This window comes from Adhaeribacter radiodurans (genome assembly GCF_014075995.1).
In the GTDB taxonomy this organism is placed as follows: domain Bacteria; phylum Bacteroidota; class Bacteroidia; order Cytophagales; family Hymenobacteraceae; genus Adhaeribacter; species Adhaeribacter radiodurans.
The window spans coordinates 189092-206120 of sequence record NZ_CP055153.1 but is presented as its reverse complement, the minus strand read 5'-3'; the positions used below and the strand labels follow the sequence as shown (position 1 = coordinate 206120).

Sequence of the window (17029 nt, the reverse complement as noted above, 5' to 3'; positions counted from 1 at the left end):
AAAGCGAACCCTCGTTCAAACCAGAGCTCGCTTTTTTATTATTTTAATCTTTCTTAGAAATTAAAGCCAACTGTAAATAATACACTGTTAGTTGTGTTTTTAGTACTAACTACAGGTTGCAAATTATCTATTAAAGAATAAGGTGAATACACACTATTATACCTTGCGTTTACTATTGCTAAATCAAAAAAATGGCTTTCTTGTTTAATACCTACGCCGGCAGTGATGTATCTTTTATCACGGTCGTAATCGCTGTTTTTATAAGGGTCGCCGTATAAGGCATAACCAGCCCGTAACCGGAAAATGTTGTAGCGATACTCCCCTCCTACCCGGAAATTAAGCGTAGACTGATACGTATTTTTAATTACATCATTCTTATCCGAAAACGAATCACCGCCATCATTGCTGTCAAAGCGAGCGCCTCCGTAGTTTACGTATTCTACATCAGCCGATATAAAGCCATACTTACCCGCAAAATAGGCAACGCCTCCATTCGCCCGCATGGGAGTAATTAAATTATATTCATAATCGCCGGGTGTCATTGCCAAATCATAGTTACCCGGAGTAGTACCACCAAAAGTTGATGACATAGAAGTAGTATACTGGTCGCGCAGAGTATAAAATGTGGGTGTCTGTACAGATACCCCAATGCGAACAGCATCAATTGGTCGCACAATAACTCCAACCTTTAAGTTAACGCCTGAACCAGTAGTAGTAAATTCGTCGGTTAAGGTTAAATCCTGAAAATCGGTTTGCGAATCGGCATCCACTTCGCGGTAAATCCGCTTCTGATTATAGCGCAGGGTAGTAAGACCTACTGAAGCCCCTAAGTAAAGTTTATCGCGGTAGCTGGCACCATAGGCAAAATCCCATTGGTTTTGAGCTCCTTTGCTGCTCACCGTTTCGCTTTGAGTTACATTCCCCTGTGATTCAACGTATATTTCTTCCCGTAAAGGCGAATTTGGATTATTGGGTTCAGTAGGGATTTTATTCACGCCAATCAGATACGTTGCATAACCTAAACCTTCTAAAGAATAAATACCGTCATCGTACTCCTGGTCTAAATTTGCTTCAGTGCGATTATTGGCAATAGCCGTTTCACCTAACGATTGCACCAAAGATTGAGTTTGGTCAACTGGCCCGGCGTAACTGTATCGATTTTGAAAATTGTTCAGGCGGGTTAAGCCAACTCCAAAAGCACCCGAGCGCCAATCACTCTCCTCCGAATCTGATTTGCGTTTAGTAAATACTATTCCTAAACTCGGAATATTAATAATATTACGCTGGTCTGTTAAACTGCTGCGGCCATTTAAGCTGCTTTCGGTACCAGATAAGCTAATGCCGGGTGTAAAAGAAAATTCAGAACGGCGATATAATCCTAAACCTGCCGGGTTAGTAGATAAGGTAGAAATATCGGCGCCCAGAGCCGTTTGGGCACCAGCAATACCCTGAATTCGGGCAGAACCGCCAAAATCCTGGCGGGAATATCGGAGGGCATCGACCTCATTTTGAGCCGATACCTTCCCTGTCCAGCTTAAAACTACTAAGCTGGCTACCAATAATTTATATGTTTTCATGTGTAAGTCTAAAGGAAATTAATTTCTTCTAGGTCGGCCACCGCCACTACTTCCACCGCTGTTACCTCCATTGTTTGATGGAAAAGAAGAAGAGCGGCTAGGCTGGCTCCAGGAGTCATTACGTTGTGGCGAAGATATCTCGTAAGTACGTTGCTCACGCCGTGGTGCTTCATAACGCGGGGTTTCAAAAGTCCGGGGCTGTGATTCAATCACCCGTTGTGGCCGGTTGTTGTTTTGACGTTGAACTTCTGCCGGGAAACTAGGCGGAGTAGGAGCACCATTGTTATTGGAAATAGTACCTTCAAAACGACGTACCGGACGAGTAGACGGACGGTATCCTAAATCGGTATTATTAGGACTAGTGTTAACCCGGGCAGGCTGGCCATTGTTAGGACTAACCACCATACCTGCATCTGTTGGGCTTACTACACGGGCACCACGCACCGAACGATTCGGAGTAACATTTGCATCGGGAGTTCTTACCCCACCCGTATTCGTATTAGGAGAAATTGCCCCACCACCACTAACAATACGTGCTGGCCGACCACCTGGGTTATCAATTACCCGATTACCACCAGTATTAGGAACTATCCGGCCTCCGTTATTCCGATCAGTTGGCACTACACTCCGCTCTGAACGCGGACCATAATTCCGGGACCGGTAATTAGGATAACGATCATAGTTACCACCATTAGCGTAATAACCATTATAGAAACCGTTGTAAAATCCATTAGAATAACCATTGCGATAGCCAGAGAAAAGACCTCCACCAAATCCATAAGGGTTATAGAAGTTATTATAACCATAGAATGGCGAATAAAATGAATTACCCCAGCCTAAGTTTAAAGACAAGCCAGTGTAGAAACCTGGACGGTAGAAGCCTGGTGAATAAGAGAACGGATCGTAAAATGGATTGTAAGCGTAAAAACTGGAACCATACCAATACGGATCAGTATAAGCAAAATCGTAGTAAGACATACCCCGGTAAGGACTATTAAACCGCCGGATACGCGAAGCATACGTATAATCATCGGAGTAGTAATCGTAATCGCTGTACGAATCACTATTGCTGTTATTTTTAGTAGTACCAGAATACTCCGGATTAGCTACTTCGTCGGCATTGGCATCAGAATTATTGCTAGCTATATTTTCCGAAGTTGTAACCGTTTGTTTACTGGCATAAACTGTCTTATCCGTCGAAGCATAATACAAATCATCCGTTTCTGTAGATGACGTAATGGCAGCAGGACCGCTACAGCCTGCCAGAAGGAGGGCTACTAAGGGTACCAAAGATATTTTTTTTGCGTATTTCATGGCCTTATAACGATAACTCTTGAAAGATAAAATTTTAGCAACCACTTCTAAGAGGTTGGCTTTATTATAATTTAACGTAATTTTGAGCAGATTTGATATATTATTTTATTAGTCAAATCCCGTACCAAATAACTAAGAATTTTCCAATACAAATATACAGAAAATTACAAAAAAATGAGCAAAAGCTTACCGAAAAGAAGCGAAGATTATTCCCTGTGGTACAATGAGTTAGTCAAACGTGCTGGCCTGGCTGAGAATTCACCAGTGCGGGGATGCATGGTAATTAAACCTTACGGTTATGCCATTTGGGAAAAGATGCAGCGCATCCTGGATGACATGTTCAAAAAAACGGGACATACTAACGCTTATTTTCCCTTGTTTATTCCTAAATCTTTCTTCAGCAAGGAAGCCAGCCACGTAGAAGGTTTTGCGAAAGAGTGCGCGGTAATTACGCATTACCGCTTAAAAAATGCGGAGGATGGTAGCGGAGTAATTGTTGATCCGGAGGCGAAACTGGAAGAAGAATTGATTGTGCGCCCTACTTCCGAAACGGTTATCTGGAACACGTATAAAGGCTGGATTCAATCTTACCGAGACCTACCATTATTAATAAACCAATGGGCCAACGTAGTTCGCTGGGAAATGCGTACCCGGTTATTTTTACGTACTTCTGAATTCCTGTGGCAGGAAGGTCATACAGCCCATGCCACTGCTGAAGAAGCCATTGCTGAAACCGAACAAATGCTGGAAGTATACGCCGAATTTGCTGAAAAATACATGGCAGTACCGGTAGTAAGAGGTATAAAAAGTCCTAACGAACGTTTTGCTGGTGCTTTGGAAACTTATTGCATCGAAGCCTTAATGCAGGACGGCAAAGCCTTACAGGCCGGAACTTCACACTTCCTGGGACAAAATTTTGCAAAAGCTTTTGATGTAAAATTTGCTACTAAAGAAGGAGGTTTAGAATACGTTTGGGGAACTTCGTGGGGGGTAAGTACCCGTTTGATGGGTGCTTTAATTATGGCGCACTCCGACGATGAGGGCTTGGTATTGCCTCCCTTACTTGCTCCTACGCAAGTAGTAATTGTACCGGTATTTTTCAACGAAACCCAATTATCTCAAATCTCAGAAAAAGCCAAACAAATTAAACAAGCTTTAGAAGCCCGGGGCATATCCGTGAAATTTGATGCCCGCGATACGCAGAAACCCGGATGGAAATTTGCCGAATACGAGTTACAAGGGGTACCCGTTCGGATTGCAATTGGTATGCGCGACTTAGAAAATGGCGTTGCCGAAGTTGCCCGCCGGGATACTAAGACAAAAACTACATTACCGCTCGACAACCTGGATGCACAGGTGGCGGATTTACTAAACGACATTCAGGAAAGTATTTACCAGAAAGCTTATCAGTTTAGGGCCGAGAATATTACTAAAGTAGACACCTACGACGAATTCAAAAAAGTACTCGATACCAAAGGCGGCTTTGTGTTAGCTCATTGGGACGGTACTCCTGAAACCGAAGAGCGCATTAAAGAAGAAACTAAAGCCACCATCCGGTGCATTGCTTTAAATGCTGAACCAGAAGAAGGAACTTGCATTTTAACCGGTAAACCATCTGCCCGACGTGTACATTTTGCCCGGGCGTACTAGACACAGGTAACAAGACACAGGTATCAGGATTTTTAAATTTAGTTAAACCCGGTAAGCTTTACAACTTACCGGGTTTAGCCTTTATACATCTTTCAGCAGTTTGTACTCTCTACTGCAAATTTGCTGTATACAATATAATTTTAGAACCCAATTTTCAAGAAACCTTTACAATCCATTGCTTCCTCTGGCATTGCTTGTATATTTGAATTTTCCGGTAAAACTATTCTTAGCAAAATATGAATTCTTCTCAAAACGCGCCAATCACGGTGGGCTTAGCTTCTTATGGTATGTCTGGTATGGTTTTTCATGCTCCTTTGCTGGCTACTAACCCGCATTTTAAACTTACCAAAGTATTGGAACGCAGCAGCGAGAAGTCGAAGAGTCGCTATCCGGAAGTAGCAGTAGTAAAAGATTTTCAAGCTCTTATTCAGGACGACAGCGTTGAACTGGTTGTAATTAATACACCCAATGCCTTGCATTTTGAAATGGGAAAACAGGCTTTACGGGCGGGTAAACACGTGGTAATGGAAAAACCTTTTACCGTTACTACTCAGGAGGCCAACGAATTGATTAACCTATCCAAAGAGCAAAATTGCATTTTAACGGTTTTTCAGAACCGGCGCTGGGACGGCGATTTCCGGACTATCCATCAAGTAGTAACGCAAAAGCTTTTGGGCAAACCGGTGTATTACGAGGCGCATTATGACCGTTTCCGAAATTACATAGAAGCCAATACCTGGAAAGAAGAGACTGGTCCTGGCTCCGGTTTATTGTATAACCTGGGCTCGCACATGATGGACCAGGCTTTGGTATTATTCGGCAAACCGCAAGCCATAACCGCGCATCTGGGCACCCAACGGCCCGGCGGCAAGATTGATGATTATTACGACATTACCTTACATTATCCGGAACTGGTAGCAAGCATAAAATCCAGCTATTTGGTGCGCGAACCCGGTCCGCGTTATATTTTAAACGGCACGGAAGGGTCTTTTCATAAATACGGCATCGACCCACAGGAAGAAGCTCTAAAGGCGGGGCAAACCCTAACCAGTCCAAACTGGGGACAAGAACCAGTTGCTGATTGGGGAAAACTCAATACCCAGCTAAACGGACTGCACTTTACCGGCACCATTGAAACTTTGCCCGGCTCCTACCCGGCTTTTTACCAAAACGTTTACGAGGCTATTCGATTAGGGAAAGAACTGCAAGTAAAACCCGAAGAAGCTGCTTTAGGTATCCAACTCATTGAGTTAGCCCAGCAAAGCAATGCCGAGAAGCGGACGGTTTTAATTGATTAGGGTTGAAAGTTGAAAAGTTACAGGTTACAAGTTGTAAATAAAACTTGGTAAATGGCACTTGGTAACTGGTAATTGTAAAAGAGTTCTCTGCCTTGGGGAAGGAGGAGTTAAGGTGGTTGATTTTTTGAAATTTGCTACTGCTTTTCAGGAACTCTAATTGTTGCTCCTTTTACTTAACTCAATAAATTTAACAGCTTATATAAAAAACTGCCAGAAGACACAAAAACGGGCTTATATCTTCTGGCAGTCTCTCCAGTAAATCGTTTTACCTACACTAAACCCCGTAAGCGGTCGGCGGCGGTTTCCGGAGTAATATCGCGTTGCGGATTGCCGAGCATTTCGTAACCCACCATAAATTTTTTAATAGTAGCCGAGCGCAGTAGCGGTGGGTAAAAATGCATGTGAAAATGCCAACCCGGATGTTCCTGACCATCAGTTGGGGCTTGATGAATACCCGCTGAGTACGGGAACGATATGTTGAAAACTTTATCGTAAATTACTGTTAACTTTTTAATACTATCAGCAAAAGCATCTTTTTCGGCTTCGGTAATCTGACTTAAACTGCCAAAGAGCCTTCTACTCACAATCATAGTTTCGAAGGGCCACACCGCCCAGAAAGGTACTAATACCACAAAGTGTTCATTTTCTACTACAATGCGCTTCTTTTCTTCTAACTCAATGGCCAGGTAATCACTCAGCAGACTGCGGTTATTTTTTGTAAAGTAATTTTGCTGTTGCAATAACTCTTTGGCTGGCTCCACTGGTATAGAACTTTGCGCCCAGATTTGCCCATGCGGGTGCGGATTGCTACAGCCCATGATAATGCCTTTGTTTTCGAAAATCTGCACGTAATTAATAAAATCGAGCTTACTCAGTTCTTCATACTCGCGCTGCCATAAATCAACTACTTTCCGGATATCTGCCACTTCCATATCGGGCAAGGTAAGATCATGGCGCGGAGAAAAGCAGATTACCTTACAAATACCCCGTTCACTTTCGGCTTGCAGCAGGCCACCTTTCTCGAAACCTCCGGCAGGTGTACTTTCCTGCAAGGCTCCGAAATCATTATTAAACACAAACGTTTCGGTATAAGGTGGATTTTGCTGGCCTCCTGCCCGTTCGTTGCCGGGGCATAAATAACAGGTAGGATCGTACTCGGGGCGGGTTTCCTTTTCTACTTCTTCCTGTTGTCCTTGCCACGGCCTTTTAGCCCGGTGCGGTGATACCAGTACCCAATCGCCAGTTAAGGCATTGTATCTTCGGTGCGGATGTTCTGCTAAATCAAAAGCCATAGTTCTATAGTTGATAGTCCACGGTCCAAAGACCACAGAGGTTTTGTTAAGTAATTGAATTGGTAAATGCTACCTGGTAAATGTAAAGAATGCTCCCCTCTTGTTTTAGGAGGGGTTGGGGGTGGTAAACGGAGCGGTGCTTTCCATTAATACTCCTTCATTTATTCAAATACTTTTTATTCTCAGATTGTGGCATTTTAATATTTAATTTTTTAAAAGTTTTGTTCTCTCTTCATCCCGTTCAAAACCGCTAGCAGAGAAGCGTTCTTTTCTATTTGATTTAGTTGCTAGCCTTAGTCTTAGCTGAAGTTGAATCACTCCAGTTTTTGGGCAATTAGTTGTTTTTGGATGCGTTCTTGCCTATTCAACTGGCTTGATCAACCACCCCTAGCCCCTCCTTAGCCAAGGAGGGGAGCTTTTAATACTTTTAACCCTCAAACTTGCAACCTGCAACTTGTAATATGCAACCTAGTAGCCCTTCAACTATTCAACTAAACCCGTACCATCTACAATTTCGGCAACGTAAGTTTTTAAGGTAATGTTAAATTGTTGCTGGTATGCTTCTGCCATTTTTTGAGTGAATGCATCCAGGCCACTTAATTTTACTAAATTAATGGTACAACCACCAAAGCCTCCGCCCATCATCCGGGCGCCTAATACGGCTTCATCCTGACGGGCTAAATCAGCTAAAAAATCGAGCTCGGGGCAGCTTACTTCGTAATCGTGTTGCAAGCCTTGATGCGAAGCATACATTTTTTGCCCAAAAGCAACTAAATCGTTTTTTTCTAAATCGTGGCAAGCAGCTTCCACCCGATTGTCTTCCTGTACCACATAGCGGCAGCGTTTATAGATAATCGGATCAAATTCTTGCTCGTGGGCGGCCAGCATTTCTTCGGTAGCATCACGTAAACTTTGCACCTCGGGGTAATACTTTTGCAACAACTCTACGCCTGCTTCGCATTCCTGACGCCGCGTGTTGTATTCTGATGAAGCCAGGGAATGTTTTACCTGGGTATCGCAGAGCACAATACGGTAATCAGAAATCTCGAAAGGATAATATTGATAGTCCAACGATCGGCAATCGAGTTTTACTACATGGTTCTTCTTTCCGAAAGTGTTCGCAAACTGATCCATGATGCCACTCATTACTCCGGCAAACTCATGTTCAGCTTTCTGTCCCATTTTTACTAAATCAAGCTTTTCTATGCTCAGGTTAAAAATGTGGTTTAAAGCATAACCAAGCCCGCACTCGATGGCCGCCGACGAAGACATGCCTGCCCCTATTGGGATATTGCCGCCAAATACTACATCAAACCCCGGTAGTTGGTGCCCGGCTTTTTGTATTTGCGCAATTACACCCAGCAAGTAATTCGCCCAATTAATATCTGATTTCTTAACCTGATCCAGGCTGAATTCTGCTTGTTCGTTTAAGTCGAAAGAATATACCCGGAAGGTATTTGTATTATTAGGCGCTACAGCAAAATATATTTCTTTATTAATAGCAGCAGGCAATACAAAGCCGTTGTTATAATCGGTATGCTCGCCAATTAAATTTACCCGGCCCGGTGAGCGTACTACCACGGGTTGAGAACCATAGAGTTCTTTAAATCTGGCAACAATATCTTGGATCATAGCTTTATTTTTAATAATTCTATAATGGAGTTAAGTCGGTAAAAATCTTCAACAAGCTTGCTTAAGGTCATTATTTCAGGTTGTTCTTTTGTACCGAAAATTTATAAATAGTAGATTGTTGAAAGGTTTCACCTGGGTTTAGAATAGCAGAAGGAAACTCAGGTTGGTTAGGCGAATCGGGGAAGTGTTGTGTTTCCAGGCAAAAACCGTAATGTTTTTTATAAACATGACCTTTGCCGGTTAACGAGCCATTCAAGAAATTACCAGAATAAAATTGTACGCCAGGCTGCGTGGTATACACCTCCATTACCCGATCTGTTTGAGGTTCATGAACAACAGCAGCCAATCCTAACTTTCCGTTTTGGCTATTATTGAGCACATAATTATGATCGTAACCATTGCCCGCTACCTGAGAAATACGGGAACCAATGGTATGTGGTACAGAAAAATCCATGGCTGTACCTGCTACTAAAGGTAACTCACCGGTAGGAATTAAATCTTCATCTACAATGGTATACCGGTCAGCATAAATTACTACCTCGTGGTTTAGAACATCTTCGGCCTGGCCCGCAGCTAAATTAAAATAACTATGATTGGTTAAGTTAATTGGAGTAGCTTTATCCGTAGTAGCTTCGTAATCAATCTTTAATTCGTTTTCGTTGGTAAGAGTATACGTAACGGAAACCGTTAAATTGCCCGGATAACCTTCTTCCCCGTCTTTACTGGTGTATGTTAGCTTTAAAGCATTTTGCGTAGGTATTTCTGTTGCTTCCCACACTTTCTTATCAAACCCTTTTAAACCGCCGTGTAAATGATTAGGACCATTGTTTATGGCTAAAGTATATTCTTTACCATTTAAGGTAAATTTACCTTTGGCAATCCGGTTAGCGCATCGTCCTGCAACTGCCCCAAAATAAGGGTGCTCCGCCAGGTAATCTTTTAAATTATCGAAACCTAATACTACATCGCCAGCTTGCCCATTTCTATCAGGAGTAATAATGGAGGTAATAATAGCACCGTAATTAATAATTTGCACGGTTATACCATTTTGGTTGGTAAGAGTATACAGATTTACTTCCGTACCTTCTGGGGTTTTACCAAAGACTTCTTTTTTCATAGTAGCTTTTCGTTGTTTCGCTTTTTGGCAATTAGCATTCTGGATAGATTGCTTTTCCGGCGCAACTTACTAATCCAGATACGCCAAAGTTGTTTAATAAGACCAGGATTATCAATATTTTTTAAAGATTTTGCTTTTGTATAGGCCACTAGAAACCAAAACATTAAAAAATTAACATTCAGTAATCGTGTCTGCACTAAATGAGCGCCATTTTTTTATTCTCAATACCAAAAATTAAGATTACTTGAACTGCTCAAATCGGCAAACAATTATTCCATTAAAACGATGGTAGTGTTTGAGTAAATATGGTAGTGTTTGAGTAAATAATATAGTGATTAAAAATAAAAAGGCCGGTAACGTATGGTCACCGGCCTTTTTGTTGGGCTTAAAGCATTAATTAGCTTTTCTTGGCTGCAGGTTTACCGGTTGTTCCCGCTGGTGCTAACGACAAAATATATTTAACCATTTCTGTAGCATCAGCTTTAGAAATTTGTGGGTGCGGAGCCATTGGAATATCACCCCAGCTACCAGCGCCACCTTTAATAATTTTATCAGATAGCTTGTTTAAGGCAGTTTTATCAGTTTTATATTTTTTAGCAATATCCTTAAAAGCAGGGCCTACTACTTTTACTTCTAACTGATGGCAGGCATTACAATCACTTTTATCCATCAGGGCCTTACCTTTTAAGTTAGCCGAGCCTTGTACCGGTGCGCCAGTTGCCGCGTAAGCCGCCGACGAAGCTAATAGCACTGCGGCTAAAGCAGCAGTCTTAAAATAATTGGTCACTTTTTTCATTTTAATTTTTACGTGTATGGAGGTATTCAATTTATTTTTTTTACTATAACCAGACCCTAAATAGTTGGTTTTTGCTTAACCAAAAGGTGAAATCACTAGTACTCCCCTGAGAATCAGTCAACAAGTTAATAGTATATACCAGTAAGTTAATTAAGTAGTTACATTATTTATGGGTAATGCTGTAAGTAACAACTTTTATACCTTTTTTTCAAATATTTGTGTAATCAGCTCACTATTACCAACTAATTTTTCTTTTTTTATAATATTGCCGTATTCTTAACAAAGAATATTTTTAAATATTCAAGTGAAGTTATCTGGTTAGAAGTTGATAACAAGGAACTAATAACCCAAAATTTGGTTTAAATTTCTTTAAGAGCCAAGAAGTTTAGATTTAAATATTTAATTGTATTTTTGCTATATACCAAACACTTGGTAAGTACAAGTAATTCTTAGCTAAATTGATTTAAAACCCGATGTATTTACTTATTCTCCGAACTTTGTTATAAGACCATATATGGTTTTGTAAAAAGGACAAAACTTGTCTGAATTAATACTTACCGCTATTCTTCCAATCACTATTTTAAAGCTATGAATTACAAGCTTACCTGGTTTTTGTTATTTTTTATTTCGTCGGTAACCGCTAAGGCGCAGATAGATATAACTCAGGCTATTACACATGCGCAAAATCAAACTAAACTTATTATACAGGAAGTAGGACAGGCTCAAACTCCCACCCAGCCCGACTTATTGTTACCTCGTTCTCTTACCTCTACCAACGAACTAAAACTTATTCCGGCCAAAGACTGGACCAGCGGCTTTTTTCCGGGTAATTTATGGTTTTTGTATGAATATACACAGGATCCTTATTGGTTAACCCAAGCTCAATCTTTTACTTCGCTGCTGGCGCCGGAGCAATTTAATACCGAAACCCACGATGTAGGTTTTAAAATTTACAGCAGTTATGGAGCGGGCTATCGTTTAACCCAATCGGCCTCGTATCGCAATGTTATTATTCAGGCGGCAAAATCATTAGCTACTCGCTTTAACCCAAAGGTAGGCTGTATACAATCCTGGGATTCTTCCAATAAATGGCCTTTTCCGGTTATCATTGATAACCTGATGAACCTGGAATTACTATTTGCCGCTACCCGTTTAACCGGAGACTCTACTTTCTATCGCATTGCGGATAGTCATGCTGCTACAACGCTTAAAAACCACTTCCGGGCCGATTACAGTTCCTGGCACGTTGTCGATTACGACCCTGTGACCGGGCAAGTCCGCCAGAAAAACACCCATCAAGGTTATAGCGATCAATCAGCCTGGGCGCGGGGGCAAGCCTGGGGATTGTACGGCTACACTATGTGCTACCGCGAAACTAAAAACCCCATTTACTTAATTCATGCGCAGAGAATTGCCTCTTTCATTTTAAATCATCCCCGCTTACCCACCGATTTAGTACCTTATTGGGATTATGATGCGCCGCTTATTCCGAATGAACCCCGCGATGCTTCGGCTGCCGCAATAATGGCTTCGGCTCTTTACGAATTAAGTACATATAGTTCTCAAGGAAGTACTTACCGGGCTGCTGCAGATAAGATAGTAACCAGTCTGGCTAATTTATATACTTCACCAAAAGGAGAAAATCGGGGCTTTATTTTACTACACAGTACTGGCCACAAACCTGCTCATAGTGAGATAGATGCACCCTTAATTTATGCTGATTATTACTATTTGGAAGCCCTTTTGCGCAAGAAAGAAACAAATATTGCCCCGCAATTAAATGGTATTAGTAATCGAACTATAAACGTTGGTCAGAATTTAAGTTTTACAGCTACAACATCCGATGCCAATGCCAATCAGATTAAAACTTATTCATTAGTAAATGCTCCGGCAGGCGCTACTATTCATTCGGCCACCGGAGCATTTAGCTGGACACCTACTCAAGCCGGAACATTTACATTTTTCGTTCAGGTAACCGATAACGGCTCGCCTATGTTAGCGGATGTGCAGGCAGTTACCATAACTGTTACTCCTATTCCAACTTATACTTTAACGGTAACTACAATAGGTAGCGGTACAGTAACAAAAAGCCCCAATCAGGCCAGCTACACTAGTGGCAGTACAGTTACATTAACCGCTACTCCTGCCTCTGGTTTTCAATTTACCGGTTGGAGCGATGATGCCGCCGGCACTACTAATCCGCTCCCGGTAAGCATGACCAGTAATAAAACTATTGTAGCTCAATTTACAGCGGTAGCCGGGCAGCAAGTAGTTAGCTTTAACTTAATAAATGCCGATTCTAATCAGCCAATAAGTACCATTACGAATAATTTTGTTTTGAACCTGGTCAACTTACCCGATAATCTAAACATCCAGGCCATTACTAATCCAACAACAGTAGGTAGTGTAGTATTTAACTTAAGCGGTGCCCAAGTATGGAATTCTACTGAATCGAGAGTGCCATATACTTTATTCGGGGATTCTGGCAGCAGTTCTAACGTCTGGGTACCTGTTCCTGGGAATTATACGTTAACCGCAACCCCTTACTCAGCACCAAATGGTGGAGGAACGGCTGGTACCCCGTTAATTATTCCTTTTAGTATGATAAATAGCGTAGCTTCTAGCGCTCTTGCGCATATAACAGCATATCCTACTCCTACTAGCAACGGCTATATTCAAGTAAATCAAATAATACCGTGGGAAGGTAAAATAACGTATATTCTTAAATCAACCACTGGTGCTCAATTAACTACTGGCGAAATCAACTTAACTGAACCGACAAACACTTTAAAATTTGATTTCTCGAGTCAAATGTCGGCGAGTGGCGTTTATTATCTACAAATTGTAACGGAGAAGCAAAAAAGTAGTGTGGTTTTAATGCGGCTGTAAAAGAAGAACTCTTTTTATAGTAGTTTAATTTATGATTGGTATTTAACTTAAAATTAAGAAAGCAATGTGCTGCTTTCTAATTATCTGTTCTTTTTGTTTTTTCTAAAATACCGGTGCCGCTTGCGGAGTAATAGTAGGTTGTCCGGTTTCCATTACGGGCCATTTTCGTTGCCATTTAATTTTATCAAGTAGCATTACTCTGCCGGTTTTTGGGCTATCTTTTCTGAACCCGTGGTACAGCATCCAGGTTTGGCCGGCTTTATCCTGAATAATATCGCCATTATGACCCGGGCCAACAAAACCTGAAGTTCCAACATTTTTTTGCAACAAGCGGGTACCACCATTTTCCAGCAGCGGCTTGCCGTTCTTATCTAAGTAAGGACCTTTAAATTTTTTAGCGCGCCCTACCTTTACTTCATAAGTACTTTTTTCGCCTTCGCAGCAGGTACCTGTCGACCCTAAATAGTAATAAAATTTACCTTTCTTATAAATCAGCGATCCTTCGTAATCAGTACCCGCCATTTGAAATTTTTCACCTTTTATCTGAGTACCGTCTCCTGATAGTTGGATGCCGTAAATTCCGTGAAAACTTCCCCAGATTAAATAAGGAGTACCTTTATCTTCAAAGAAAAAGGCATCAATAGAATTATCCACGCCTACTTCTTTACTCAAAAACAGTTTGCCATGATCGGTAAAAGGACCTTCGGGTTTGTCAGCTACCGCCACTCCAATGCCCGGATTGGGATCGCCCCAGGTGGAAAAAGAATAATACAGGTAATACTTGCCTTTGTAATAAACGGCATCAGGGGCCCAAATACCACCTTGTTCTTTCCAATCTGGTTTTTGAGCTAGCGCAGGTCCAACTACTTCCCAATTTACTAAATCTTTAGAACGCAGAATAGGAATAACGTAAGGGCCGCCAAAATTATCTTTTCGCCAGTCGGCTTGAGTAGAATAAGCGTAATAATAGCCGTCTGTCCCCTGCACTAAATTGGGGTCGGGAAAATCGTGATTAAAAACCGGATTCTGGTAAGTTACTTTTGGATTGCTGTTGATAGCCGTTCCGGCCTGCGCCCATACAACTTCCGAATTTATTAAAAAGCAAAAAATAAATGCTGCTAGTAAAAATAAAGATTTAGTAAATAAAGAATGCTGCATGAGTAAGGGAGTTTTTACTTTTTTATTTAACCAGATCAGAAACTGATTTAATAGCTTTTTACTCGCCGGAAGGTTTTACTATAAGCGTTGCTGTTGACAGAGGCGTGCCAAAATCAGGGATGCCATCTGTTTTCCAGGTAAATTTCTGAATGCGGGTACTCCGGCCGCTGCACTCGCCATTAGCCATCGATTTAGCGTGGTATACAATCCAATCTTCTTTCCCATCCGGCGATTTTGTGAAGCTATTATGACCGGGACCGTACACACTATTCTCTTTGGAAGCTTTAAAAACCGGCTCCGGCGATTTCTGCCAGGCAGCCTCTGGTAATAAATCGCTTTCATCAATGGCAGTAAGCATGCCCAAAGCATAGTTATCGTCCCAGCAAGCGCTAGCCGAATAAATTATATGCACCGTACCTTTTTTACCTTTTAAAAATTGTGGTCCTTCCAAAATTTCGCGGTCATTAAATTTTTCCCAGGCAAAGGTGGGTTTAGCAATTTCTACTTGCTTTGCACTAATGGTCCAAGGGTTTTTCATTTCGGCAATAAATAACCGGCTCTGTGGCCCAACATACGCCGAATACATAAAATAGCGTTTCCCCCGATGCTCAAATACGGATCCATCTAAGCCGGAATAATTTGTATTTACTTTGCCTTTATCCAGCCAGGTGCCGGTAAGTGGGTCATCGCCTGAATTTTCTAGTACAAAAACATAACGCGTTTTGTCGCCCGGATTCTGTTTATCGGTGGCGGTGTAATAAATGTACCATTTACCATCTAAGAAATGAATCTCGGGGGCCCATATATCCTTACTATTCGGCCCGGTAGCGGGTGGTATCCAGACTACTTTAGGACTAGCTTGTTTTATTCCGCTTAAGTTTTTTGATTTCCAAATAGAGAGCTTATTCCCTCCGGTTGACATAAAATAATAATTGCCATCGGTATGTTTATAAGCCCAGGGATCGGGACCTTCTGCCACCAGCGGGTTCGTAAACGTTTTCTCCTGGGCTAAAGCAACTAAACTGCTAAACGGAAGCCAAAGAACCATCTGAAGCAAGAAAATAAAGCTTACCTTATTCAAATTTTTCATGTATTAGATTCAGAATTTTAGGGTAAACTAAAAATAAGCAGGTAACCTTACACTTGCTTGCCTCGCATCCTAATGGCTTTTATTTGCCTGAAGCTTGCTGTAAAAAGTATCTGTTTCGGATAACGCTTTATTTTTAAACTTACTAAATGGTAGTTTATTATTTTAACTGCAAATACAGAATAGCAGCTACACAAGCCCCTAGTACCGGACCAGCAACAGGAACCCAGGCGTAGCGCCAATCGCTGTGGCATTTATTTTTGATAGGAATGAGCGCATGTACAATTCTTGGCCCTAAGTCGCGCGCTGGGTTAATGGCGTAACCGGTAGGACCGCCTAAACTTAAGCCAATTCCCCAAACCAGGAAAGCAACCGGAATTGCTCCTAAAGACCCCATTCCAATAGGCGTTTTATCGGTGCCCATTTCAGGGTTAGTAACGTAAAAAATTACAAAAATTAACACAAAAGTACCCACTGCTTCGCTGAACAAATTAGCCCAGGGATGCCGGATAGCCGGACTGGTACTAAAAGCCGCCAGTTGTAATAAAGGATCTTCGGTGTTATCAAAATGAGATTTATAAAGCAGCCACACTAACAGTGCACCCAGCATAGCACCCAGCATCTGTGCCAAAATAAACATACCTACCTGATCCCAGTTAAACTTACCCGCAATAGCCAAAGCTAAGGTAACTACCGGGTTTAAATGCGCTCCACTGTAAGGAGCAGCCACCACTACGCCGGTAAAAACCGCTAAAGCCCAACCAGTAGTAATTACCAGCCAGCCACTATTATACCCTTTGGTTCCTTTCAATAATACGTTAGCTACCACGCCGTTGCCCAATAAAATCACAAACATGGTTCCGAATAATTCAGCCGTAAATGGGGACATGCTATATTATTTTCTTTTAAGTGAATAATACTCTTGTTAATTTAAACAAAACGGACTAATCTCTGAATCAATCTATTATAAACGATTCATTAAAATTGCTAGAACTTAATTATTCGCCCTGTTATGTCAGGGAACAAGCAAAATCTATTTAATCAGGTTAATAGTTAAATGCAACTATAAAAATCTATCGCTTCAGAATTACTTGTACAATCAAATTTAGCTGGATAAAAAATATACATAGAAGACCATTACCTACCAACAGGAATTGCAGTAGGTATTCCAAAAACCCTAATAATAGAAGTTTGAACAGCAAATAAACCGATATTCCTT

Annotated in this window: 12 protein-coding genes; 3 read left to right on the top strand and 9 right to left on the bottom strand. The window is 41.5% G+C overall.

Annotation, left to right across the window (positions count from 1 at the left end; translation table 11 throughout):
* Positions 1-53 precede the first annotated feature (53 nt).
* Both HUW48_RS01405 and HUW48_RS01400 read right to left on the bottom strand, forming a co-directional pair.
* Positions 54-1577, bottom strand: coding sequence for an OmpP1/FadL family transporter (locus HUW48_RS01405; RefSeq protein ID WP_182413976.1), 1524 nt, complete (start codon positions 1575-1577; stop codon positions 54-56).
* An 18-nt stretch (positions 1578-1595) separates the two neighbouring features.
* Positions 1596-2891 (bottom strand): hypothetical protein, encoded by a 1296-nt coding sequence (locus HUW48_RS01400; RefSeq protein WP_182413975.1) that lies wholly within the window; start codon positions 2889-2891, stop codon positions 1596-1598.
* Between the two features lie 174 nt (positions 2892-3065).
* On the opposite strand from HUW48_RS01400, the gene proS reads away from it, so the two are divergent.
* Together proS and HUW48_RS01390 are read left to right on the top strand one after the other, a co-directional pair.
* The gene (gene proS, locus HUW48_RS01395) at positions 3066-4541 is read left to right on the top strand and encodes a proline--tRNA ligase (protein WP_182413974.1); all 1476 of its coding nucleotides are present in this window, start codon (positions 3066-3068) and stop codon (positions 4539-4541) included.
* 236 nt (positions 4542-4777) lie between these two features.
* Positions 4778-5839, top strand: coding sequence for an oxidoreductase (locus HUW48_RS01390; RefSeq protein ID WP_182413973.1), 1062 nt, complete (start codon positions 4778-4780; stop codon positions 5837-5839).
* 269 nt (positions 5840-6108) lie between these two features.
* Here the strand turns inward: HUW48_RS01390 and HUW48_RS01385 are convergent, their stop codons facing one another.
* The 4 genes from HUW48_RS01385 to HUW48_RS01370 form a co-directional block, all read right to left on the bottom strand.
* Positions 6109-7131: a UDP-glucose--hexose-1-phosphate uridylyltransferase gene (locus HUW48_RS01385; protein ID WP_182413972.1), complete on the bottom strand. Its 1023-nt coding sequence runs from the start codon at positions 7129-7131 to the stop codon at positions 6109-6111.
* 483 nt (positions 7132-7614) lie between these two features.
* A complete protein-coding gene (locus tag HUW48_RS01380; RefSeq protein ID WP_182413971.1) occupies positions 7615-8763 on the bottom strand; it encodes a galactokinase in 1149 nt (382 codons plus the stop codon).
* A 70-nt stretch (positions 8764-8833) separates the two neighbouring features.
* Positions 8834-9880, bottom strand: a complete 1047-nt coding sequence (locus HUW48_RS01375) for an aldose epimerase family protein (protein ID WP_182413970.1) — start codon at positions 9878-9880, stop codon at positions 8834-8836.
* A gap of 397 nt (positions 9881-10277) precedes the next feature.
* Positions 10278-10676, bottom strand: a complete 399-nt coding sequence (locus HUW48_RS01370) for a c-type cytochrome (protein ID WP_182413969.1) — start codon at positions 10674-10676, stop codon at positions 10278-10280.
* A gap of 588 nt (positions 10677-11264) precedes the next feature.
* On the opposite strand from HUW48_RS01370, the gene HUW48_RS01365 reads away from it, so the two are divergent.
* Positions 11265-13565 carry an InlB B-repeat-containing protein gene (locus HUW48_RS01365; RefSeq protein WP_182413968.1) on the top strand — a complete coding sequence of 767 codons (2301 nt, stop codon included), beginning with the start codon at positions 11265-11267 and terminating at the stop codon, positions 13563-13565.
* A 102-nt stretch (positions 13566-13667) separates the two neighbouring features.
* On the opposite strand, the gene HUW48_RS01360 is transcribed toward HUW48_RS01365, so the two are convergent.
* The 3 genes from HUW48_RS01360 to HUW48_RS01350 all read right to left on the bottom strand — a co-directional run bounded on the left by HUW48_RS01360 (position 13668) and on the right by HUW48_RS01350 (position 16699).
* Positions 13668-14723: a family 43 glycosylhydrolase gene (locus tag HUW48_RS01360; RefSeq protein WP_182413967.1), complete on the bottom strand. Its 1056-nt coding sequence runs from the start codon at positions 14721-14723 to the stop codon at positions 13668-13670.
* Positions 14724-14781: 58 nt separating this feature from the next.
* The gene (locus tag HUW48_RS01355) at positions 14782-15813 is read right to left on the bottom strand and encodes a glycoside hydrolase family 43 protein (protein WP_220463980.1); all 1032 of its coding nucleotides are present in this window, start codon (positions 15811-15813) and stop codon (positions 14782-14784) included.
* A 157-nt stretch (positions 15814-15970) separates the two neighbouring features.
* Positions 15971-16699 carry an MIP/aquaporin family protein gene (locus tag HUW48_RS01350; protein ID WP_182413966.1) on the bottom strand — a complete coding sequence of 243 codons (729 nt, stop codon included), beginning with the start codon at positions 16697-16699 and terminating at the stop codon, positions 15971-15973.
* Positions 16700-17029: the final 330 nt, after the last annotated feature.

Bases quoted from the DNA above. Each gene is read 5' to 3' on its own strand.
- HUW48_RS01350 (WP_182413966.1), bottom strand. From the start codon at position 16,699: ATGTCCCCATTTACGGCTGAATTATTCGGAACCATGTTTGTGATTTTA.
- HUW48_RS01360 (WP_182413967.1), bottom strand. From the start codon at position 14,723: ATGCAGCATTCTTTATTTACTAAATCTTTATTTTTACTAGCAGCATTT.
- HUW48_RS01405 (WP_182413976.1), bottom strand. From the start codon at position 1,577: ATGAAAACATATAAATTATTGGTAGCCAGCTTAGTAGTTTTAAGCTGG.
- HUW48_RS01400 (WP_182413975.1), bottom strand. From the start codon at position 2,891: ATGAAATACGCAAAAAAAATATCTTTGGTACCCTTAGTAGCCCTCCTT.
- HUW48_RS01355 (WP_220463980.1), bottom strand. From the start codon at position 15,813: ATGAAAAATTTGAATAAGGTAAGCTTTATTTTCTTGCTTCAGATGGTT.
- HUW48_RS01375 (WP_182413970.1), bottom strand. From the start codon at position 9,880: ATGAAAAAAGAAGTCTTTGGTAAAACCCCAGAAGGTACGGAAGTAAAT.
- proS (WP_182413974.1), top strand. From the start codon at position 3,066: ATGAGCAAAAGCTTACCGAAAAGAAGCGAAGATTATTCCCTGTGGTAC.
- HUW48_RS01380 (WP_182413971.1), bottom strand. From the start codon at position 8,763: ATGATCCAAGATATTGTTGCCAGATTTAAAGAACTCTATGGTTCTCAA.
- HUW48_RS01385 (WP_182413972.1), bottom strand. From the start codon at position 7,131: ATGGCTTTTGATTTAGCAGAACATCCGCACCGAAGATACAATGCCTTA.
- HUW48_RS01390 (WP_182413973.1), top strand. From the start codon at position 4,778: ATGAATTCTTCTCAAAACGCGCCAATCACGGTGGGCTTAGCTTCTTAT.
- HUW48_RS01370 (WP_182413969.1), bottom strand. From the start codon at position 10,676: ATGAAAAAAGTGACCAATTATTTTAAGACTGCTGCTTTAGCCGCAGTG.
- HUW48_RS01365 (WP_182413968.1), top strand. From the start codon at position 11,265: ATGAATTACAAGCTTACCTGGTTTTTGTTATTTTTTATTTCGTCGGTA.